General features: G+C 64.6%; 24 protein-coding genes. 22 read left to right on the plus strand and 2 right to left on the minus strand.

Features of this window, described 5'->3' with window-relative positions; genetic code table 11:
* Positions 1-19 precede the first annotated feature (19 nt).
* A complete protein-coding gene (gene argA, locus O0881_RS09950) occupies positions 20-1330 on the plus strand; it encodes an amino-acid N-acetyltransferase (RefSeq protein WP_046685875.1) in 1311 nt (436 codons plus the stop codon).
* A gap of 47 nt (positions 1331-1377) precedes the next feature.
* Here argA and kdsA read toward each other — a convergent pair whose 3' ends face one another.
* Complete coding sequence (gene kdsA, locus O0881_RS09955; protein WP_034750794.1) at positions 1378-2223, minus strand: 3-deoxy-8-phosphooctulonate synthase; 846 nt, start codon at positions 2221-2223, stop codon at positions 1378-1380.
* A 219-nt stretch (positions 2224-2442) separates the two neighbouring features.
* Here kdsA and O0881_RS09960 point away from each other — a divergent pair, with 219 nt between their 5' ends.
* Both O0881_RS09960 and O0881_RS09965 read left to right on the plus strand, forming a co-directional pair.
* Positions 2443-2715, plus strand: a complete 273-nt coding sequence (locus O0881_RS09960; RefSeq protein WP_034750797.1) for an oxidative damage protection protein — start codon at positions 2443-2445, stop codon at positions 2713-2715.
* A gap of 122 nt (positions 2716-2837) precedes the next feature.
* On the plus strand, positions 2838-3407 hold the full coding sequence (locus O0881_RS09965) for a DUF6622 family protein (RefSeq protein ID WP_354670212.1): 570 nt from the start codon (positions 2838-2840) through the stop codon (positions 3405-3407).
* A gap of 32 nt (positions 3408-3439) precedes the next feature.
* Here O0881_RS09965 and rpiA read toward each other — a convergent pair whose 3' ends face one another.
* Positions 3440-4117, minus strand: coding sequence for a ribose-5-phosphate isomerase RpiA (gene rpiA / locus O0881_RS09970; protein ID WP_077407708.1), 678 nt, complete (start codon positions 4115-4117; stop codon positions 3440-3442).
* A 206-nt stretch (positions 4118-4323) separates the two neighbouring features.
* Here rpiA and O0881_RS09975 point away from each other — a divergent pair, with 206 nt between their 5' ends.
* The 19 genes from O0881_RS09975 to O0881_RS10065 all read left to right on the plus strand — a co-directional run bounded on the left by O0881_RS09975 (position 4324) and on the right by O0881_RS10065 (position 19945).
* The gene (locus O0881_RS09975; RefSeq protein ID WP_077407710.1) at positions 4324-4692 is read left to right on the plus strand and encodes a response regulator; all 369 of its coding nucleotides are present in this window, start codon (positions 4324-4326) and stop codon (positions 4690-4692) included.
* Between the two features lie 2 nt (positions 4693-4694).
* A complete protein-coding gene (locus O0881_RS09980) occupies positions 4695-5321 on the plus strand; it encodes a chemotaxis protein CheC (RefSeq protein ID WP_034786994.1) in 627 nt (208 codons plus the stop codon).
* 5 nt (positions 5322-5326) lie between these two features.
* Positions 5327-6298: a diguanylate cyclase gene (locus O0881_RS09985; RefSeq protein ID WP_289911132.1), complete on the plus strand. Its 972-nt coding sequence runs from the start codon at positions 5327-5329 to the stop codon at positions 6296-6298.
* Between the two features lie 150 nt (positions 6299-6448).
* Positions 6449-8116 (plus strand): histidine kinase, encoded by a 1668-nt coding sequence (locus tag O0881_RS09990; RefSeq protein WP_180278712.1) that lies wholly within the window; start codon positions 6449-6451, stop codon positions 8114-8116.
* A complete protein-coding gene (locus O0881_RS09995) occupies positions 8113-8814 on the plus strand; it encodes a response regulator transcription factor (protein WP_251350351.1) in 702 nt (233 codons plus the stop codon). The genes O0881_RS09990 and O0881_RS09995 overlap by 4 nt, the downstream gene beginning before the upstream one ends.
* Positions 8815-9065: 251 nt before the next feature.
* Positions 9066-9212 carry a hypothetical protein gene (locus O0881_RS10000; RefSeq protein ID WP_158300249.1) on the plus strand — a complete coding sequence of 49 codons (147 nt, stop codon included), beginning with the start codon at positions 9066-9068 and terminating at the stop codon, positions 9210-9212.
* Positions 9213-9282: 70 nt separating this feature from the next.
* Positions 9283-9465: a Flp family type IVb pilin gene (locus O0881_RS10005; protein WP_035821247.1), complete on the plus strand. Its 183-nt coding sequence runs from the start codon at positions 9283-9285 to the stop codon at positions 9463-9465.
* Between the two features lie 94 nt (positions 9466-9559).
* Entirely contained in the window at positions 9560-9733 is a 174-nt protein-coding gene (locus O0881_RS10010; RefSeq protein ID WP_077407717.1) for a Flp family type IVb pilin, read from the plus strand.
* Entirely contained in the window at positions 9730-10800 is a 1071-nt protein-coding gene (locus O0881_RS10015; RefSeq protein ID WP_289911133.1) for a phosphatase PAP2 family protein, read from the plus strand. Before O0881_RS10010 ends, O0881_RS10015 begins: the two co-directional genes overlap by 4 nt.
* On the plus strand, positions 10797-11384 hold the full coding sequence (locus tag O0881_RS10020; RefSeq protein ID WP_251350349.1) for an A24 family peptidase: 588 nt from the start codon (positions 10797-10799) through the stop codon (positions 11382-11384). Before O0881_RS10015 ends, O0881_RS10020 begins: the two co-directional genes overlap by 4 nt.
* 40 nt (positions 11385-11424) lie before the next feature.
* Complete coding sequence (locus O0881_RS10025; RefSeq protein ID WP_289911135.1) at positions 11425-12045, plus strand: methyltransferase; 621 nt, start codon at positions 11425-11427, stop codon at positions 12043-12045.
* Positions 12046-12078: 33 nt separating this feature from the next.
* Complete coding sequence (locus tag O0881_RS10030; protein WP_180278711.1) at positions 12079-13425, plus strand: ATP-binding protein; 1347 nt, start codon at positions 12079-12081, stop codon at positions 13423-13425.
* Positions 13422-14267, plus strand: coding sequence for a Flp pilus assembly protein CpaB (cpaB, locus tag O0881_RS10035; RefSeq protein ID WP_289903963.1), 846 nt, complete (start codon positions 13422-13424; stop codon positions 14265-14267). Before O0881_RS10030 ends, cpaB begins: the two co-directional genes overlap by 4 nt.
* A gap of 22 nt (positions 14268-14289) precedes the next feature.
* Positions 14290-15876: a type II and III secretion system protein family protein gene (locus O0881_RS10040; protein ID WP_251350347.1), complete on the plus strand. Its 1587-nt coding sequence runs from the start codon at positions 14290-14292 to the stop codon at positions 15874-15876.
* 9 nt (positions 15877-15885) lie between these two features.
* Positions 15886-16173 carry a pilus assembly protein gene (locus tag O0881_RS10045; RefSeq protein WP_289903962.1) on the plus strand — a complete coding sequence of 96 codons (288 nt, stop codon included), beginning with the start codon at positions 15886-15888 and terminating at the stop codon, positions 16171-16173.
* A 46-nt stretch (positions 16174-16219) separates the two neighbouring features.
* Positions 16220-17767, plus strand: coding sequence for a Tad domain-containing protein (locus O0881_RS10050; RefSeq protein ID WP_289911137.1), 1548 nt, complete (start codon positions 16220-16222; stop codon positions 17765-17767).
* Between the two features lie 7 nt (positions 17768-17774).
* Positions 17775-18242, plus strand: a complete 468-nt coding sequence (locus tag O0881_RS10055) for a TadE family protein (protein ID WP_099666905.1) — start codon at positions 17775-17777, stop codon at positions 18240-18242.
* A 10-nt stretch (positions 18243-18252) separates the two neighbouring features.
* Positions 18253-18771, plus strand: a complete 519-nt coding sequence (locus tag O0881_RS10060) for a TadE family protein (protein WP_099666904.1) — start codon at positions 18253-18255, stop codon at positions 18769-18771.
* Positions 18772-18793: 22 nt separating this feature from the next.
* The gene (locus O0881_RS10065) at positions 18794-19945 is read left to right on the plus strand and encodes an AAA family ATPase (protein ID WP_289911138.1); all 1152 of its coding nucleotides are present in this window, start codon (positions 18794-18796) and stop codon (positions 19943-19945) included.
* Positions 19946-19987 lie beyond the last annotated feature (42 nt).

The raw sequence follows: 19987 nt of genomic DNA on the forward strand, positions 1-19987 counted from the left end.
GCGAATTATAATGCGCTTAATGGAAAACCCTACCCAATTCGTCCAATGGCTGCGCTCAGTCGCGCCCTACATCCACGCCTTTCGCGGCAAGACCTTCGTGGTCGCCTTCCCCGGTGAACTCGTCAGCGCCGGGGCGCTGCAGGTGCTGGCCCATGATTTGTCCCTGCTGCATGCGCTGGACATCAATGTCACCGTCGTCTACGGCTCGCGGCCGCAGGTGGCGGAACAACTGGCCTTGCGTAACGTCGAAGGCCGCTTCCACAACGGCGTGCGCATCACGGATATTGCCGCGCTGGAATGCGCGAAGGAAGCCGCCGGCGAGCTGCGCCTCGATATCGAGGCCGCGTTCAGCCAGGGCTTGCCGAACACGCCCATGTCGCATGCGGCCATCCGTATCATTTCCGGCAACTTCATCACGGCGCGCCCGCTGGGCGTGATCGATGGCGTGGACCTGGAACTGACGGGCATCACGCGCAAGGTCGACGCCGAAACCATCCATTCCATCCTCGGTTCGGACGGCCTGGTGCTGCTGTCGCCGCTGGGCTTTTCGCCGACGGGTGAAGCGTTCAACCTGACCATGGAAGACGTGGCCTGCAGCGCCGCCATCGCCCTGCACGCGGACAAGCTGATTTTCATCACGGAAACACCGATGATGGAAGACGCGACGGGCGTGGAAATCCGCGAACTGTCGTCGCACCAGGCCGAAGCCGTGCTGATGGCCGGCTTCTTGCCCGACGCCACGGCGTTTTACTTAAAACATTGCGTCAAAGCATGCCACAACGGCGTCGAGCGCTCGCACATCGTGCCGTTCTCGATGGATGGTTCCGCCCTGCTGGAATTGTTTACCCATGATGGCGTGGGCACCATGATCAGCCATGAAAACCTGGAAAGCTTGCGCCAGGCCACCATCGAAGACGTGGGCGGCATCATCAAACTGATCGAGCCGCTGGAAGCGGACGGCACTTTGGTCAAGCGGGGCCGCGAGCTGATCGAGCGCGAAATCGATTATTTCTCCGTCATCGAGCATGACGGCGTGATCTTCGGCTGCGCCGCCCTGTACCCGTTCCCCGCGCAAAAGATGGCAGAAATGGCATGTTTGACGGTGAACCCGGAAGTGCAAGCCCAGGGCGACGGCGAACGCATCCTGAAACACATGGAAAACCGCGCGCGCGCCGCTGGCCTGAACAAGCTGTTCGTGCTGACCACGCGCACCTCGCACTGGTTCAAGAAACGGGGCTTCGTGCCGGCCACAGTCGACGATTTGCCGAAGGACCGCCAGCATATGTATAACTGGCAACGTAAATCCCAAGTGCTGATCAAGACACTGTAAAACTGAAAAAGCCCGGCATGCCGGGCTTTTTCTTTACTGAAACATCATTACTTGATGTTCAGCGGGGCAAACGACTTGACCAGGTCGTCGAGCGCCTTCAATTGCGCCAGGAACGGCTCCAGCTGGTCCAGCGGCAAGGCGCTGGGGCCGTCGCAGCGGGCGTTGTCAGGGTCGGGATGGGCTTCCAGGAACAGACCGGCGATGCCGACAGCCAGGCCGGCGCGGGCCAGGTCCGCCACTTGCTGGCGGCGGCCGCCCGAGGCAGCGCCACCGGGGTCGCGCTGCTGCAGCGCATGCGTGACGTCGAAGATGATCGGCAAGTCGTCGCAGGTCTTTTTCATGACGCCAAAGCCCAGCATGTCGACCACCAGGTTGTCGTAGCCGAGGCAGGTGCCGCGGTCGCACAGGATCAATTGATCGTTGCCCGCTTCCTTGAATTTCTCGACGATATTGGCCATCTGGCCAGGGCTGAGGAATTGCGGCTTCTTGATGTTGATGACTTTACCGGTTTTCGCCAGGGCCACGACGAGGTCCGTCTGGCGCGCGAGGAAGGCGGGCAATTGCAGCACGTCCACCACTTCGGCCACCTGCTGCGCCTGCCATGGTTCATGCACGTCGGTAATCACGGGCACGCCGAACGCCGCCTTCACGTCCTGGAAGATGCGCATGCCTTCTTCCAGGCCCGGACCGCGGTAGGAATGGATCGATGAACGGTTGGCCTTGTCGAAACTGGCCTTGAACACATATGGAATGCCCAGTTTTTGCGTGACGCGCACGTATTCTTCGCAAGCGCGCATGGCGAGATCGCGCGATTCGAGCACGTTGATGCCGCCAAACAGCGCAAAGCTGCCTGTATTGCTGACATCGATGCCATGGACTTTCACTGAGGTCATAGGGATTCCATATTGGTTAATTGCTACTACTTGGTTGGAAGAGGCGCCGCCAGCGGCTGGCGCGATAAGGCATCTTACTAGCTAGGGCGGCGCAGATCAAATTTGATCCAGCGCAAGGGCGCGGCAAACGGCTTGTCGCCAGGCCGCGACGGCCCCGCGAGGGCAGGCGCAAAGTGCCTTATAATCACGCTTTATCTCTACACTGATTCAGGAGCACAGATGGCCCGCACGATCCACTGCATCAAACTCAACAAGGAAGCCGAAGGACTGGATTTCCCGCCGTACCCGGGCGAACTGGGCAAGAAGATTTACGAATCCGTGTCGAAGGAAGCGTGGGCTGCCTGGCTCAAGCACCAGACCATGCTGGTCAATGAAAACCGCCTGAACCTGGCCGACGCGCGCGCCCGCAAATACCTGGCCACGCAGATGGAAAAGCATTTCTTCGGCGATGGCGCCGATGCGGCCATGGGTTACGTTCCACCTACGGAATAAGCTGTATCGCTTGCCCGTGACCACGTCACGGGCAGTTTCACCTTCGTTTCACGCCTTTCCCCGCCGTTTCACGGCACCGCCGCCCCGTTTCGTCGCAAGCCGCTCGCCGCCCACGCCGCCGGCTGGCACAGTACGTCCATCGACAACCTCACACCAAGGCGGACACCATGTTGCAGCAAATCTTCAGCCACACTCCCCTCTACGTCTGGGCCATCCTGGGCTTTCTCGTCTACCGCGGCGTGCTGGCCAGCCGAGCCCGCGAAGTGAGCTTGCGCAAGCTGTGCATCATTCCGCTCGTCATGCTGGCCCTGTCGCTGAGCGGCGTGCATGGCAGTTTCGGCTTGGCCGGCGTGGCGCCGTTCGCCTGGGTCGCCGGCGCCCTGGCCGGCGCGGCGCTGGCATGGTCGCTGACCAAGACAGACACCATCGTGGCCATTCCCCAGCGGGGCAGCGTGCAGCGCCCCGGCAGCTGGGTACCCATGATCTTGATGATGAGCATTTTCTGCATGAAATATGCAGTCGCCGTGACCCTGGCCGTCGCCCCCGCCTATGTCCATGCGGCCAGCTTCATCGTACCTGTCTGCCTCGCCTATGGCTGCTTCAGCGGCATCTTCCTCGGCGGCTTGCTGCGCACCGTGGCCGTGTACCGCCAGGCACACATGACAAGCGGCCCGCAAGGGGCCGCCGTTTAAAACATCTATGCCGGCGAACGCCGGCTATCATCTTAGTACGCCAGGGTACGCACGCCTTCCGGCATGCCCAGCAAGCAGACGTTGGCGCCGCGCACGGCGAACAGGCCGACGGCGATGACGCCGACGATCTGGTTGATCTGCTGTTCCAGCGCCACCGGGTCGGCAATTTTCAAGCCCAGCACGTCGATGATCTCGCCGCCGTTATCCGTAATGAACGCTTCGGTAGTCCCTGCCTTCAGGCGCAGGCGGGGCGTGCCGCCCAGCGCGGCCAGCTGGCGCGAGACGGCCGCGCGCGCCATCGGCACCACTTCCACCGGCAGCGGGAAGGCGCCCAGGGTTTCCACAAGCTTGGAGCCGTCGGCGATGCAGACGAACTGTTTGGATACGGAAGCAACGATCTTTTCACGCGTCAATGCCGCGCCGCCGCCCTTGATCATGGCGCCGCTGGCCGTGATTTCATCGGCGCCGTCGATGTAGACGGCGATCGACTCGACATCGTTCAAGTCGAAGACGGGAATGCCATGGCCGGCCAGGCGCGCGGCCGTCGCTTCGGACGACGCAACCGTGCCTTTGATGCTGTCCTTGATCTTGGCCAGTTCATCGATGAAGAAATTGGCGGTGGAACCGGTGCCGACGCCGATGATTTCACCTTTTACTACGTAGTCGATGGCGGCGCGGGCTACGGCTTGCTTCAATTCGTCTTGGGTCATGGCATTCAGGCTAAAGTGAGGAATGGCGCTATTTTAACGGATTGCCAGCCCGGCCAGCCGGCCATCATGACCGACAAGGCGCCGCGATACAACAGGCAGGCGCGAAAACCTTGCCCTAAGGCAATTGCGCGTCCATTTACACTCTATGCCCTTTAAAATATGCGAAAATGGCACGATTGACCGATATGACGTTTCAGGAATAGCACATGAATCACAGTAAACAGGTACTTGTTGTCGATGACAGCCGGGTTTCACGTTTGATGTCGCATCAGTTCATCCTCAGCAAACATGCCGACTGGCAAGTGATTGAGGCGGCGACGGGTGAGGAAGCCCTGGAGAAAGTCAAGACCGCCACCCCTGTGCTGATACTACTGGATGTCAACATGCCCGGCATGGGCGGCATCGCGGCGGCGGAACAATTGCGCGCGCTGTGTCCGCAGACGCACATCATTCTCGTCACGGCCAATGTGCAGAACGCCACCCGCAACCGCGCCAGCGAACTGGGCGTCGGCTTCATGGAAAAACCGATCACGGAAACGCGCATCCACCAGCTGATCGAATCACTGGGACTGTGAGCATGGTCAATCTTTCCGAACTCGAGAATGATGCCCTGGTAGAGATATTCAACATCGGGGTGGGCCATGCGGCGGCGGCCATGAGCGAGATCGTGAATGAAGAAGTCACCATGTCGGTGCCGTCGATCACCTTCCTGAACCGTGCCGACGCGGCCGCCTTACTGGGCAGCAAGAAGGATGGAGAACGCATCTGCGGCGTCAGCCAGCATTACGATGGCGCTTTCGCTACCGAAGCCATCCTGATGTTTCCCGAGGACAAGAGCCTGGAAATCGTGCGCCTGATGGTGGGCGACGCCATGCCGCTGCAGGAACTGACGGAGATGGAACAGGAGGCGATGAGCGAGATCGGCAACATCATCCTCAACTCCTGCGTCGGGACCCTGGCCAACCTGTTCGACAGCGAACTGCATGGCTCGCTGCCCCTGTACCACGTGGGCACCAGCGCGGAAATCCTGTCCTCGTTCGGCGGCCAGGATGACGAAGCCGTCGTGCTGATGCTGCATATCGACTTCGTGCTGTCCAAGCACCAGATCCATGGCTATGTGGCCTTCGTGCTCGACCTGTCCGCCCTGCACGACCTGAAACAGCAGGTCAGCCGCTACCTGGCCAAGGTCCTGGGACAGGCGTGACGATCATGCCGGATGCATTGCATCGACTCGCCCTGCTCGAGAGCATACTCGGCGCCGTAAACCTGGGCGCCATCGTGCTCGATGAAGAGCACCGCATCGTGCTGTGGAACAGCTGGATGGCGCGCCACTCTGCCCGCCAGGCCGACGCCGTGCTGGGCCAGGATTTCTTCGCCGTCTTCCCGGAAATGCGGCACAAGCGCATCGATTCGGCCATCACCCAGGCCCTGCGCGACAATTTCCAGTCGCTGCTTTCGCAAACCCTGCACAAGGCGCCGTTTGCGCTGTACACGCATGGCGCGGCCACGGGCGGCAACGACGCCGAGGAACGCATGCAGCAAGCCATCGCCGTCACACCGATCAATTTACCCGATTCGCCGCGCCACTGCCTGATCCAGATCAATGACGTCACCATCGCCGTGGGACGCGAAAAGCTGCTGCGCGAACAGACCATGGTCTTGCGTTCGCAAACCTTTTCCGACGGCTTGACGGGCATCGCCAACCGCCGCCACTTCGACGTGGCGATCGAGAAGGAAGTGCGGCGCGCCATGCGCACCAGCAGCCCGCTGTCGCTGCTGATGATCGACATCGACCATTTCAAGGATTACAACGACCATTACGGCCATCAGCAGGGCGATGATTGCCTGATCCGCGTGGCGGCCGAGCTGGCCGCCATGCTGCAGCGCCCCACCGACTTGCTGGCCCGCTATGGCGGCGAAGAGTTTGCCGCCATCCTGCCCGATACGGACGCGGCGCAGGCGCTGCGCATGGCCGAGGCGATCCGCCAGCATGCGGCCGACCTGCGCATTCCGCATGCCAAGACGGGCAATGAAGTCAAGCACATCACGGTCAGCATCGGCATCGCCACGCAGTACCCGCAGCAGCCGCTGGCCATCTCCGCCCTGATCGGCGCCGCCGACCGCGCCCTGTACCAGGCCAAGGGCGCCGGGCGCAACCGCGTGATGGCGCAGCCGCTATAAAAAAAGCAACGCAGGGCAAATGATTCCAGTAGACATCTTTACGGCGTGTGCGTAGACTCGTCACTGATTGCAGCAACAATAACAAGAATTTATCTGTGGTATCTATCCCTGCGCATGGCCCACCCATGCGGGACATGGCCAGGAGCGCTTGTGAATCTCGATCCTCCCCTCATATCCGGCTTGCCGGGTGCCGGCATGGATACGACCATGGTGAACGGCATGCGCCTGCTGCTGTCGAGCGCCACCTTGCTGACCCTGTTCATCGACCCCGAAAGCGCCGGCAAGCTGAGCAAGATCACCTGGCTGATCTTTTCCGCCTACACCATGCACAGCCTGCTGCTCTATTTGCTGACCCTGCTGGGCCTCAGCCTGCCGCAGGATATCTTGCTGTACTGGCTGGACGTGGCCTGGTATGCGCTGATCGTGTTTTCCACCAGCAGCCACAACAATTTATTCTTCCTGTTCTTTTTCTTTGCCATCCTGACCTCGTCGTTCCAGCGGGGCTTCGAAGAAGGTGCGCGCGTCACCCTGGCCTCGGCCGGCCTGTTTGCCGCCACCGCCCTGTTCGGCGAAACGGATGCGGAACTGTCGCGCCTGCTGTTGCGCACCACCTTCCTGCTGGCGCTCGGCTACATGATCGCCTACTGGGGCGGCTCGGCCATCACCCAGCGCAGCCACCTGGCGCTGCTGCGCGATGTCAGCCAGCTGTCCAATCCGCGCTTCGGCGTCGACCAGACCATCACCTCGGTGCTGGAAAAAACCCGCAGTTATTTCAACGGCCGCAGTTGCCTGCTGATCATGCAGGACAAGGGCACGCGGGTCTGGTCGCTGCGCAGCGTGATTCATACGGGCACGGGCGTCGTGCATACGAGTTCGATCCTCAGCGACGATGCGGCCAGTCCCCTGCTCGCTTTCCCGTACGACAAGATCGCCCTGTACAACCAGCCCGCCGGCCGCTGGCTGCCATGGTCAGGCGGCGCGCGCATGCTCGAGCCCGACAGCGGGCGCTGGCTGCGGCACGACGACGCGGCGGGCGGCCGCCTGGCCGAACTGCTCGAAGCGCACGCCTTCATCAGCGCGCCGCTGCCCTTGCGCAATGGCAAGGGCCGCATCTTCATCGTGTCCGCCACCAGCATGAGCAAGACGGACGCCCTGTTTCTAAGCCATATCGGCGCGCAGGCGTTCCCCGTCATTGAAAACATCGATCTGCTCGACCGTCTGGCATCGCAGGCGGCCTCGCGCGAGCGCGAAAAGATCGCGCGCGACTTGCATGACACGGCCGTGCAGCCGTATATCGGCTTGCGCCATGGCCTGGCCGCCCTGCGCAACGAAGCCACGCCGGGCAACCCGCTGCTGCCCGAGCTGGAAAAGCTGATCATCATGTCGGGCCAGGTGATCACCGACCTGCGCAGCTATGCGCGCACGTTCAAGAATGGGCAAGTGCAAAGCGAGCCGGAACTGCTGGTCGCGCTGCGCCGCCAGGCCACGCAGATCCGCGAATTCTATGGCATCGACATCGCCCTGCATATCGAAGGCGACCTGCACATCAACGACCGCCTGGCGGCCGAAGTGTTCCAGATCGTCAACGAAGGCATGAGCAATATCCGCAAGCATACGTCGGCGCGCCACGGCGCCGTCAAGCTGACTTGCGTGCAGGGCGCGCTGCACATCAGCATCGACAACGAATGCGCCGCCGCGCACGTCCCCGACTTCCTGCCCGACTCGCTGGCCGAGCGCGCCGCCGCCCTGGGCGGCACCGCCCGCGTCACGCATGGCATGCTGGGCAACACCTCCGTGCAGATCGAGATCCCCATATGAATGACTTACGCCACATCCCTCCGGCCGGCCATGTCATCAGCGTCATGCTGGTGGACGATCACAAGACCATGCTGTGGGGCCTGGAGCGGCTGATCGGCGGCGAGCACTCGGGCATGCGCGTGGTCGCCACGGCGTCCGACAGCGCCGAGGCGCTGGAACAGGCGAAGGCGCTGCAACCGGATGTGATCGTGCTGGACCTGGACCTGGGCGGCATCAGCTCGCTGGCCATCCTGCCCGCGCTGGCGCAATGCGGCAGCACGCGCGTGCTGGTGCTGACGGCCAGCCACGACCAGGCCATCCTGGACCAGACGGTACTGAAAGGCGCGCGCGGCATCGTCAGCAAGGATGCGCCGGCGGAAATGGTCTTGAAAGCCATCGAAAAGGTGTACCAGGGCGAACTGTGGCTGGAACACGCGATGCTGGGACGCATGCTCACGCAGCTGACCCAGCCCGGCGGCGGGTCGGCGCAAGCCATCGCCGTCGCCAGCCTGACCCTCAAGGAAAGAAAGATCATCGCCGCGCTGGTGCACGGCAGCGGCACGCCGGCCAAGCTGCTGGCGGACCAGCTGTTCATCTCCGAACACACCTTGCGCAATCACCTGACGTCAATCTACCGCAAGCTGGGCGTGTACAACCGCCTGGAACTGTACGCCTACGCCACCAAGCACCAGCTGGGCCAATTGCCGCCCGGCGCCTGACGCCGTTCCCCCGCACGGCCACTGCACGGCCGCGCACGCCCTTCCCCGCCACCTCCCTGCGCCAGCCACCGGCATGGCCTCCCTTCGCCCCTGCGCGCCAAACTCGACCATGACAATTGTCACGGAAAAAACAAGCAGTTCCTCCTCGCAATAAAAGGATGTTCTTCTGATGTAGATCAAGGTGCCGACTTCTATAGTGGATTTACCGGAGTGCAAATCACCGCGCGGCCCACCACAACACGGAGCACAGCATGCGCTTTGACAAGTTTCTTCCGACAGCCCTGATCACCTATTTACAGGGCAAGGAAAAGGCTGCGTTCTACCGCTATGCACTTGTGGCGGCCCTCATGGCGGTGGTCTGCATCATCGGACTGCTGGCACTGGGCGAAAGTCCATGAGTGCGCCAGGAAGCAACGCTGCCATGCCGTTTTACCCACCGCTGTACCTTAACCACCACCAGGAGTTGTCATGAACCTCATCAAAAACTTTATCCGCGAAGAAGATGGCGTCACCGCAATCGAGTATGGCCTGATCGCTGCCCTGATTGCCGTAGTGATCATCGCTGCCGTCACCATCGTCGGCACGCAGCTGAAAAAAACGTTCAGCACCATCGGCACCAAGCTCACCTCCGCCAATACCGCTGCCGCCTGAACACGGTACTCCGGGCTGGCACGTCGCCAGTCCGGTTACCGCCAGGTCAACGCCACAGGCAAGTTTCCCCCTGCTCACCTATCAGAGGCCCATCGTGAAAACTCTCTTCAGCCGTTTATCCGACGAGTCCGCCGTCACGGCGATCGAGTACGCGCTGCTGGCGGGCCTGATCGCGGCAGTGCTGGTGATCACGATCACCCTGCTCGGTGACCAGGTCAAGCTGCTGTTTGTCTACGTCAAGGACCAAGTGGTCCTGGCCCTGTCATGAATACCCTGCGCGCCTCGCTGCGCACCCACCGCGCCCTGCTGCTGATCGTGCTGCTGTATGCCGCCGCCGCGGCACTGCTGGCCGGCGGCCTGCCCAGCGCCTCGGACACCCTCAACGTACTGGCCGGCTTCCTCGTGGCCATCCTCACGGGCCCCGTCTTCATCCTGTGCGGCTACACCATCCATGTCATGGTGGTGAAACGCCCGCACCGCCTGTGCCACTATCTGTACCACGATCTGCGCCGCTACCTGAGCAACGAGCGCCTGCTGCACGCGCTGCCGGCCATGCTGCTGATCCCCATATTCGCCTCCAGCTTCACCGTCTTCAAGGCCGCCATCCCCCGCCTGCATCCGTACACCTGGGATGCCAGCCTGTCCGCCTGGGACATGGCGCTGCATGGCGGCAAGGCCCCATGGGAAAGGCTGCAGCCACTGCTGGGCCACCCGCTCATCACGGGCCTGCTCAACTTCAGTTACCACTTCTGGTTCTTCCTGTTCTACGCCATCCTGTACTGGCTCATCCTCGATACCCGCCGGCCCCTGTTGCGCATGCAGTTCCTGCTCAGCTTTGCGCTGACCTGGATCGCCCTGGGCAGCATCCTGGCCGTACTGTTTGCCTCGGTCGGCCCCTGCTACTACGGCCACCTGCACGCCAGCGACCCGTATGCGCCGCTGATGGCCTACCTGCATGAGGCCAACCAGCACGTCCCCGTCTGGGCCCTGCAAGTGCAGGACATGCTGTGGCAAGGCTATCAAAGCAAGGGCACGAATGGCGAACTGGGCATCTCCGCCATGCCCAGCATGCATGTGGCCACGGCCGTGCTGATGGCGATCATGGGCTGGAAAGTGAGCCGCGCCGCCGGGCTCGCCCTGTCCGCCTTCGCCGTGCTGATCCTGCTCGGCTCCATCCACCTGGGCTGGCACTATGCGCTCGACGGTTATGTGGGTGCGGCCGGCGCGGCGCTGGTGTGGCACCTGGTGGGACGCATGCTGGGCAGCCAGGCCGCAGCCCCCGCCATGAACCTGGCCACGGCGCCCTGCCTGAGCAAGGGAGGACTGACATCATGAGCGCCCGCCTGCCCATGCTGCTGTGCCTGGCCGTGCTGGCCACCCTGCTCGCCGCCGCGCTGTGGCACGACCTGCGCACGCGCCGCATCCCCAACCTGCTGGTGCTGTGGGGCACGCTGGCGGGGCTGATCCTGAACAGCTTCGTGCCATCCGGCGCCGGCCTGTTCGACGCCTCCTTCGGCGGCCTGGGCCTGCTGCAGGCGCTGGCCGGCGCTGGCGCCGGACTGGCCCTGCTGCTGCCCATGTACCTGCTGCGCGCCCTCGGCGCCGGCGACGTCAAATTGATGGCCATGTGCGGCGCCTTCCTCGGCCCCGATGCGGTGCTGGAAGCGGCCCTGCTGACCTTCCTGTGCGGCGGCGTGCTGGCCCTGGCCGCCGCGCTGGCGGGCCGCCGCCTGCGCCTGGTGCTGCGCAACACCTATCACATGATGCTGGGCGCGCTGCTGCACAGCCTTGCCGGCGGCGCCGCCACGATCGCCGAACCGCCGCCAGCCACCGGCAAGCTGGCCTACGCCTTCGCCATTGCCAGCGGCACCGCGCTGCAAGTGTTCCTGCAATACCACCATCTGTGGAGCCTGCGCTGAAACGCGCCGCTCCGACGACCAGCCACCACAGGACCCGACCATGCACACCCTCGCCACCCTCTGCCACTCGCGCCACGCCAGCCTGTTCACCAGCATCGCCATGGCTTGCCTGTGGACTTTCTTCGCCAGTGCCCACGTGGTGGGCTACCTGCACGGCGGCGACTGGAGCTATTTGCTGTTCTGCGCCGCCGAAACCCTCGCCGCCCTGTTCTTCATCGTGCGCTCGGCCCCCGTCAGCGTCTCCACCGATGCGGGCGACTGGCTGCTGGCCATCGGCGCCACCTTCGCCCCCTTCCTGCTCTCGCCCGCCGACATGGCCATCTGGCCCGGCGCGCGCTACCTGCTGGCCCTCGGCAGCCTGCTGCAGATCGCCGGCCTGCTGTCGCTGAACCGCAGCTTCGGCCTGGTGGCGGCGCAGCGGGAGATCAAGACGGGCGGCGCCTACCGCGTGGTGCGCCATCCGCTGTATGCCAGCTACCTGATTTCCTTGAGCGGCTACCTGCTGGCCAATACCTCGCCCGTGAACGGCGTCGTGTACGTGCTGGCCATGCTGATGCTGGTGGCGCGTTTGCTGCGCGAAGAGCGCTTCCTGTCCACCGACGTGCGCTACCGCGTCTACATGCGGCAGGTGAAGTACCGCCTGCTGCCCTTCATCTTCTGATAACCGGCCACCCAAGCAAGAGGAGTACCTATCATGCCTGACACCTATCCAGAACGCAGCGACGGCGGCGGCATCGAGCCGGCGGCCAAGCGCGCGCCACGCACGGTCGAGGAAACGGGATTGCCCTTCCTGTTCCTGGTCGAACTGCTGGTCAAGATACTCTTCCTGCGCGGCCAGATCGGCCTGCCCGCCCTGTCGACGCACGTGAAACTGGGCGCTGGCGTGCTCGAACCGCTGCTGACCTTCATGCGCGCCGAAAAGCTGTGCGAGGCACGCCGCAACGGCGGCAGCGGCACCGACGCCGACCTGTATTACCTGCTGGGCGATCAGGGCCGCCTGCGCGCCGCCGAATACATGCGCCGCAATGCCTACAGCGGTCCCGCCCCCGTCACCCTGGCCGACTACAGCAACCAGGTGCTGGCGCAAAGCGTGGCGGACATGCAGGTCACCCGCGACGACGTGCAGCGCGAATTTCGCGACGTGGTGGCCAGTTCGGCCGTGCTCGACCAGCTGGGCGCGGCCATGAATTCCGGGCGCGCCCTGTTCTTCCACGGCCCCGCCGGCAGCGGCAAGAGCTATCTGGCCGAGCGCCTGAACGGCCTGCTCAGCGGCGCCATCGCCCTGCCCCATGCCGTGATGGTCGACGGCGAAGTGCTGCCCTTCCTCGACCCCATGCTGCACACCCTGTCGCACGGCGGCTCCGTGCCGCCCGACCCGCGCTGGGTGCGCGCCGAGCGTCCCGCCGTGCTGACGGGCGGCGAGCTGACGCTCGACATGCTGGACCTGCAATTCGACCAGGGTAACCGCCTGTACCAGGCGCCGCCGCACCTGAAGGCCAACAACGGCATCTTCATCATCGACGACCTGGGCCGCCAGCGCTGCTCGCCCGTGGAACTGATGAACCGCTGGATCGTGCCGATGGCGCGGCATATCGATTACCTGTCGCTGCACACGGGCTACAAATTCCCCGTGCCCTTCGACGTCATCGTCGTGTTCTCGTCGAACCTGGCGCCGCAGCACCTGGCCGACGACTCCTTCCTGCGCCGCATCGGCTACAAGATCCACGTGGGCCCCCTGAGCGCCTACCACTACCTGGCCGTGTTCCGCAGCACCTGCGCCCAGCTGGGCATCAATTTCGACGAAGCCTCCTATACCTACCTGCTGCACCTGCACAGCCAGTACCAGCGGCCCTTGCTGGCCTGCTATCCGCGCGACATCCTGGCGCAGGTGTGCGACCAGGCGCGCTATGAAGACCACGCGGCGCAGCTGAATCCGGAAGTGCTGCTGTGGGCATGGAAAAACTATTTCGGCAGCGATGACGACCTTGCAAGCACACATAACGGACCGGCAGCGGTCCAGCACAAAGGGGAAGCAAAATGAGAAACGCACGCGCTCTGACGATGATGGCCATTGCGGTCATCCTGGCGTTCGCCGCGGTCATCGTGGCCGCGCGCTGGATCAATGCCCAAGCCTCGGGCAACATCAACAAGGTGGCAGTGGCCCAGGTCGACATCAGCCTGGGCGCGCGCCTCACGCCCGACATGGTCCGCATGGTGGACTGGCCATCGAACGCGCTGCCGCCGGGCGCCGTCAACGATCCGAAACTGCTGGAAACGCGCGTCACGCGCACCAGCATCCAGCACGGCGAACCGATCATGGAAGGCAAGCTGGCGCCTCCCGGCACGCAAGGCGGCCTGTCGGCCGTCGTCGCCGAGGGCAAGCGCGCCATGACCGTGCGCGTCAACGATGTGGTGGGCGTGGCCGGCTTCGCCCTGCCCGGCAACTTCGTCGACATCCTCGTCAACACCCAGGGCGAAGGGGCGCGCAAGACGCCGGACCGCGATCCGAACATTTCCAAGATCGTGCTCGAACGCATCCTCGTGCTGGCCATCGCCCAGGAATCGAGCCGCGACGACACCAAGCCCAAGGTGGTCAACGCCGTGACCCTGGAGCTGACGCCGGAGCAGGCGGAAAAACTCGACCTGGCCCGCAGCGTGGGCACCCTGTCGCTGGTGCTGCGCAACCAGGTCGAGGACAAGCCCGTCAACACGGAAGGCGCCACCAAGTCCAGTTTGCTCGATGAAAAAGTCGCCATGGCAGCCCCCGCCGCCATGGTGCAAGCCAAGCCGCTCCCCCGCCGCCGTCCTGCCGCAGCTGCGCCACAGGCCGGTCCACGCGTCGATGTCATCAAGGGGCTGGAACGCAGCTCCCAACAATTCTAACCTGCACCAGAGGAGCCTAGCCATGAGTACATATCGCACAGCAAGCGGCATCCGGGGCCTGCGCCTGGCGCTTGCCATCGCCGCCATCGGCGCCCTGGCGCCCCGGGCGCACGCCGAGCCAGTCGCCGCCACGGCCGCTACCGCCGCCGCTGCCGAAACGGGCGCCGCCAGGAGCAGCCGGGCCGCCGTCCGTCCCAAGTCCACGCCGCCGCAAAGCGAATCGCGCGCCGGCCGCACCGAGATGGCGCCGCAAATGAGTCTGGCCGAAGGCAAGTCGACCCTGGTGCGCCTGCCGTTCGCCGCCAGCCGCATGTCCGTCGGCGATCCGCGCATCGCCGACGTGATCCTGCTCAACCCCACCGAGGTGTACCTGCTGGGGCGCTCCGTCGGCACCACCAACCTGATCTTGTGGAACAAGAGCAATGACGCCACCATCATCGACCTGGCCGTCGGCATCGACAGCAGCAGCCTGCAGGCACGCATGGCCGAGCTGCTGCCGAACGAAAAGATCCACGTCACGGTGGCGGGCGACACCCTGATCCTGTCGGGCATGGTCAGCGATGTCGTCAAGGCCGACCAGGCCCTGTCGCTGGCCAACGCCTATGTGCAGCGCAGCACCCGCAGCGGCGGCGCCACCTCCGGCGCAGCGCCGGCCGCAGGCGCCGCCGCTCCAGCCCCTGCGCCCGATGCCGGCATGCCGCGCGTGATCAACCTGCTGTCGATCGCCGCGCCGCAGCAGGTGATGCTGGAAGTGAAGGTGGCCGAAGTGTCGAAGGTGCTGGTCGACCAGCTGGGCGCCAGCCTGGGCATCAACAAGACCATCGGCAGTTGGTCGTATTCCCTGCTGTCCAGCCTGCTCAGCAACAATCCCAGCGGCTTGAGCGGCGCCAGCAAGAACAACTTCTTCAACCTCGACGCGCAAAAACGCGATGGCCTGATCAAGGTTCTGGCCGAACCGAACATCATGGCCATCAGCGGGCAGGAGGCGAGCTTCCTGGCCGGAGGCAAAATCTTCATCCCCGTCAGCCAGACCAACAATGGCGGCGTGCCCACCATCACGCTGGAAGAGAAGGAATTCGGCGTGGCCGTGAAATTCACGCCCACCGTGCTCGAAGGGGGACGCATCAACCTGAAGGTGGCGCCGGAAGTGTCGGACCTGAACAAGGACGGCATCGGCATCACCGCCACCGGCATCTCGGCCACCGCCGTCCTGCCTTCGTTTACGACGCGGCGCGCCACCACCACGGTGCAGCTGTTCGACGGCCAGAGCTTCGCCATCGGCGGCTTGATCAAGAACAACGTGACCAGCAATATCAAGGCCTTGCCAGGCTTGGGCGAAGTGCCCGTGCTGGGCGCCCTGTTCCGCAGCACGGACTTCCAGACGGACCGTTCGGAACTGGTCTTCATCATCACGCCGCACCTGGTCAAACCGCTGCCGGCCGACTACAAGCTGCCCACCGACGGCTACATCCAGCCGACGCGCGGCGACATGTTCATGCAGGGAAAAATGGAAGGCAGCGCCCCTGCGCCCGCCCCCGCAGCGCCAGCAGCCCCCATGCAGCCGCAAGCGGCCGCGCCCCAGCCTGCAGCCGGCTTCGACCTCAAATAGGAGAACACCATGAAAACCGCTCATTGCCTGCCTTGCGCCGCCCTGCTGTCGTTGCTGTCGCTGCTGGCCGGCTGCACCGCCACCACCACGCCCGTGCTCGATTCGCACTTCGGCGAATCGGTGGCCCTGCTCAAGGCCCAGCAGATCATGTATCCGGACGCCTACCGCAATACCAACCCCGTCAGCGGCATCGACGGCAAGGCCGGCGCCAGCGCCTACCAGCGCTACCAGAAATCGTTTGCGGCGCCGGACCCGCAACCGAATGTGTTCACCATCGGCGTGGGCGGACGCCAGTAGGCGCCAGTCCCGCGATGCACTTCCCCCAGGCCACCAGGAGACAGCCATGAACACCGCATTCCGCAGGCACGACAAGCAGCAGGGCGCGATCGCCATCGTGCTGGGGCTCACCCTGGTGGTACTGTTTGCCATGGGCGGCCTGGTGCTGGACCTGGGCCACCTGTACATCGCCAAGACGGAGCTGCAGAACGGCGCCGACAGCTCGGCGCTGGCAGGCGCCGTGGAACTCAATCAAAGCGCCACCGGCATCGACAACGCGCAGACGAAGGCCATCGCCATCGCGCAAAAGAACCGCTACGATTTTTCCACCACCCTGACCATCACGGCCGCCAACATCAGCTTCGGCCCCAGCCCGGACGGGCCATGGTCGTCGGGCGCCAGCGCCCGCACCAGCCCCCAGGGCCAGACCTTCATCCGCGTCGACACGGGCAGCAAGACCTTCGCCACCTACCTGATGGGCATCGCCGGCATCGCCAGCACCAGCACCTCGGGCGTGGCGGTGGCAGGCCGCTTCGTCAACGACGTCACGCCGATCGGCGTGTGCGCCGTCGATCCGGCCAACAAGACGGCGCAATACACGTATCCGGCCGCGCCGGCCGGCACGGGCCTGACGGAACTGCTGGAATTCGGCTTTCGCCGCGGCGTCACCTACAACCTGTTCGGCCTCAATCCGCTGGGCGGCTCGTCCGATCCCTACCTGATCAACCCCGTCGACGCGCCCCCTGGCTCCTGCGACGCTTCGCATTCCAGCGCCAATTCCACCGCGCCGTTCATGTGCACGGGCAGCAGCGCCGTCGTCAGCAGCGGCTCGGGCAAGGTCTACACGAACACGGGCTTGAGCGCCGGCAAGATCGCAGCCGCCCTCAATTCGCGCTTCGACGATTATTCCTCGCCTTCCGTGTGCGACCCCGCCACGGCGCCGCCCGATACCAACATCAAGGAATATCCATGCAAGGGCGGCGGATCGCCCTGCGTCGCCAGCGCCGCCAACTCGCCGCCCACCGGCTGGATGGAACCGGGCGCCAGCACCTTGCCCAGCCAGCAATCGGTCAGCCTGTCCGGCAACAAGCCGAACTACCGCCTGCCGCCGACCTTCACGACGCCCGTGACGGCGGCCCAGGCGCAGTTCGCCGGCTACGGCGTGCTGTGGTCCTACGGCCCCGCCTACCAAAGCAACGGGGCCACCCCGGCCAAGGCCGGCACGGCCTACAGCTTCGCGGACGCCAATGCCAATCCCATGTACAGCACCGCCAAGGCGAACTACTTCGACACGGCCAGCTACCCCGTCAGCCCCGGCGCAAGCTTTCCTGCCAGTACGCCGCCTTCGCCGTACAACCAGACCAGCGGCCCCACGTTCCAGGCGCCCTCGGCAGCCCATCCGGGCCGCAACAACCGGCGCATCCTCAACGTGGTGCTGGTCGACTGCCGCACGGCGCCCGTGGGACCGGCCTCGTGCGGCTCCATGGATGCCGTGGGCATCGGCAAATTCTTCATGACGATGAAGGCCGATTTCAGCGGCGGCGCGCGCCTCGACGTCGAGTTCGCGGGCCTGATCGAGCCCGTGCCGAATTCCGAAATCAAACTCTACAAGTGAGGCGGCCATGCGCATCCCCCTTTCCCCCCTCAGGCAGCGCGGCGGCGCCGCCGTCGAATTCGGCATCGTGCTGGCCCTGCTGGTCACCCTGCTGGCCGGCATCTTCGGCTTCGGCCGCGCCTTCTGGTACTACGACGCGCTGACCAAGGCCACGCGCGACGCGGCGCGCAACATGTCCGTCAAGGCCAAGGCGAGCATCTCCTCGCAAGGCGTGCCTGCGGCCAGGCAGACGGTGGTCGATGCGGCCGTCAGCGCCGGCATCAGCGGCTTCACCACGGCCAACGTGACGGTCACCTGCCTGGACGCGAGCTTCAACGACAGCAGCTGCACCGATGGCACGGCGCCGGGCGGCATCCGCGTCGAAGTTGTCAACTACACGCTGTCGGTGGGCCAGTACCTGCCCTTCGTCATCGGCGCGGCCAGCAGCTATGCCACGCCGCTGTCGCCGCGCACCACCATGCGCTACATGCTGTAAGGAGAACGCCATGCGCCACCGCCTTCCGCTTGCACCCCGGGCCGGCCGCCAGCACGGCGCCGCCGCCGTCGAATTCGCCCTGGTGGCGCTGCTGTTTTTCACCCTGCTGTTCGGCATCCTCGAATTCGGCCGCATGCTGTACCTGTACAACACGGTGCAGGAAGTGAGCCGCCGCGCCGCGCGCGAAGCCGTGGTGCGCTGGATCGACCAGACCGACGCCGTCAAGACGCTGGCCCTGTTCGGCGGCACGGCCCTGCCGGCCGCCCCGGAACTGACGGCCGCCAACATCACCATCAGCTACCTGAACAAGAGCGGCGCCGAAGTGACCTCGCCGCCCACCGATCCCGGCGACAATCTGTCGGCCTGCGGTGACAACACGCGCACGGCCAGCTGCATCGACAGCGTGCGCGTGTCGATCGACAACGTCAGCTATACGCCGATGGTCAGCCTGTTCGGTTTTCTCAATATCGCCGTGCCTGCCTCGGTGGTGGTCATGCACGCCGAAAGCCTGGGCTTCCAGATCAACTGAACGCCTTTACCAGGAGTACCACGTGAATATCGTCATCGTCTCGAAAAATGAAGCCCAGCTCAAGCGGCTCACCCGCCTGCTGCGCGAACGCAGCGCGGCCGACCGCGTCGCGCTGCTGGCGAGCATACCGGATGTCTTCGACAACGGCGTCACGCCGGACTTGCTGCTGCTGGAGCAGGAGCAGACGGGCGAGGCGGAGCTGGAACAGCTGGAACTGCTGGGCGGGCGCCATCCGAACCTGGCCATCATCGTGCAATGTACGCAGCAAAATCCGCAATTCCTGCTGCGCTCGATGCGCGCCGGCGTGCGCGAAGTGCTGCAACCGGACGACGACGCAGCCCTGTGCGCCGCCTTGCGCCGCATCGAGGAAAAACTGCAAAAACAGGTCACGCGCAAGGGCCAGGTACTGGCCTTCGTCTCGTGCAAGGGCGGCAGCGGCGCCACCTTCATCGCCGCCAACCTCGGCTACGCGCTGGCCGCCGGCGAACAGCGCAAGGTGGCGCTGTTCGACCTGAACCTGCAGTTCGGCGACGCCGCCCTGTTCGTCTCGGACCACAAGCCGGCCACCACCCTGTCGCAGCTGTCGCAGCAGATCGTGCGCCTCGACGCTTCGCTGCTCAGCGCCAGCATGATCCAGATCACGCCCGCCTACAGCGTGCTGGCAGCCGCCGACGATCCCGCCCATGCGGCCGATGTCGAAGCCGACCATATCGACCGTCTGCTGACCCTGGCGCGCAGCCAGTACGACTACATCCTGCTCGACGTGGGACGCGGCCTCGACCCCGTCAGCGTGCGCGCGCTGGACCGGGCCGACCTGATCTTCCCCGTGCTGCAGGCAACGCTGCCGTATGTGCGCGACGGCAAGCGCCTGCTCGACGTGTTCCGCGGCCTGGGCTACCGCGAAGACAAGATCCGCCTGATCCTGAACCGCTATGCCAGCAGCGACAACATCCGCGTGGCCGACCTGGAAGCGGCGTACGGCAAGCATGTCTACAAATCCATCCCCAACCACTACGAGGCGGTAGCGGCCTCCGTCAGCCAGGGCGTGCCCATCCTCAAGCTGGCATCGCACAATCCCGTCTCGCGCGCCCTGCAGGAACTGGCCGCCAGCCTGGCCGGCGAGACCCCGCCCGCCGCGCAAGGCTGGGTTTCGCGGCTGCTGGCGCGCGCTTGATTCCCTACAGCGCGCCTGATACCCCCTATTTACCGGAGACCG

The organism is Janthinobacterium sp. SUN100 (assembly GCF_030397705.1).
GTDB classification, from domain to species: domain Bacteria; phylum Pseudomonadota; class Gammaproteobacteria; order Burkholderiales; family Burkholderiaceae_D; genus Janthinobacterium; species Janthinobacterium kumbetense.

Excerpts from the sequence above, each read along its gene's own strand:
- argA (WP_046685875.1), top strand. The coding sequence starts at position 20 with ATGGAAAACCCTACCCAATTCGTCCAATGGCTGCGCTCAGTCGCGCCC.
- O0881_RS10000 (WP_158300249.1), top strand. The coding sequence starts at position 9,066 with ATGCGCTTTGACAAGTTTCTTCCGACAGCCCTGATCACCTATTTACAG.
- O0881_RS10045 (WP_289903962.1), top strand. The coding sequence starts at position 15,886 with ATGAAAACCGCTCATTGCCTGCCTTGCGCCGCCCTGCTGTCGTTGCTG.
- O0881_RS10020 (WP_251350349.1), top strand. The coding sequence starts at position 10,797 with ATGAGCGCCCGCCTGCCCATGCTGCTGTGCCTGGCCGTGCTGGCCACC.
- O0881_RS09980 (WP_034786994.1), top strand. The coding sequence starts at position 4,695 with ATGGTCAATCTTTCCGAACTCGAGAATGATGCCCTGGTAGAGATATTC.
- O0881_RS10060 (WP_099666904.1), top strand. The coding sequence starts at position 18,253 with ATGCGCCACCGCCTTCCGCTTGCACCCCGGGCCGGCCGCCAGCACGGC.
- O0881_RS09985 (WP_289911132.1), top strand. The coding sequence starts at position 5,327 with ATGCCGGATGCATTGCATCGACTCGCCCTGCTCGAGAGCATACTCGGC.
- O0881_RS10030 (WP_180278711.1), top strand. The coding sequence starts at position 12,079 with ATGCCTGACACCTATCCAGAACGCAGCGACGGCGGCGGCATCGAGCCG.
- O0881_RS10005 (WP_035821247.1), top strand. The coding sequence starts at position 9,283 with ATGAACCTCATCAAAAACTTTATCCGCGAAGAAGATGGCGTCACCGCA.
- O0881_RS09975 (WP_077407710.1), top strand. The coding sequence starts at position 4,324 with ATGAATCACAGTAAACAGGTACTTGTTGTCGATGACAGCCGGGTTTCA.
- O0881_RS10015 (WP_289911133.1), top strand. The coding sequence starts at position 9,730 with ATGAATACCCTGCGCGCCTCGCTGCGCACCCACCGCGCCCTGCTGCTG.
- O0881_RS10025 (WP_289911135.1), top strand. The coding sequence starts at position 11,425 with ATGCACACCCTCGCCACCCTCTGCCACTCGCGCCACGCCAGCCTGTTC.
- O0881_RS09995 (WP_251350351.1), top strand. The coding sequence starts at position 8,113 with ATGAATGACTTACGCCACATCCCTCCGGCCGGCCATGTCATCAGCGTC.
- O0881_RS10040 (WP_251350347.1), top strand. The coding sequence starts at position 14,290 with ATGAGTACATATCGCACAGCAAGCGGCATCCGGGGCCTGCGCCTGGCG.
- cpaB (WP_289903963.1), top strand. The coding sequence starts at position 13,422 with ATGAGAAACGCACGCGCTCTGACGATGATGGCCATTGCGGTCATCCTG.
- O0881_RS10050 (WP_289911137.1), top strand. The coding sequence starts at position 16,220 with ATGAACACCGCATTCCGCAGGCACGACAAGCAGCAGGGCGCGATCGCC.
- O0881_RS09960 (WP_034750797.1), top strand. The coding sequence starts at position 2,443 with ATGGCCCGCACGATCCACTGCATCAAACTCAACAAGGAAGCCGAAGGA.
- rpiA (WP_077407708.1), bottom strand. The coding sequence starts at position 4,117 with ATGACCCAAGACGAATTGAAGCAAGCCGTAGCCCGCGCCGCCATCGAC.
- O0881_RS10055 (WP_099666905.1), top strand. The coding sequence starts at position 17,775 with ATGCGCATCCCCCTTTCCCCCCTCAGGCAGCGCGGCGGCGCCGCCGTC.
- kdsA (WP_034750794.1), bottom strand. The coding sequence starts at position 2,223 with ATGACCTCAGTGAAAGTCCATGGCATCGATGTCAGCAATACAGGCAGC.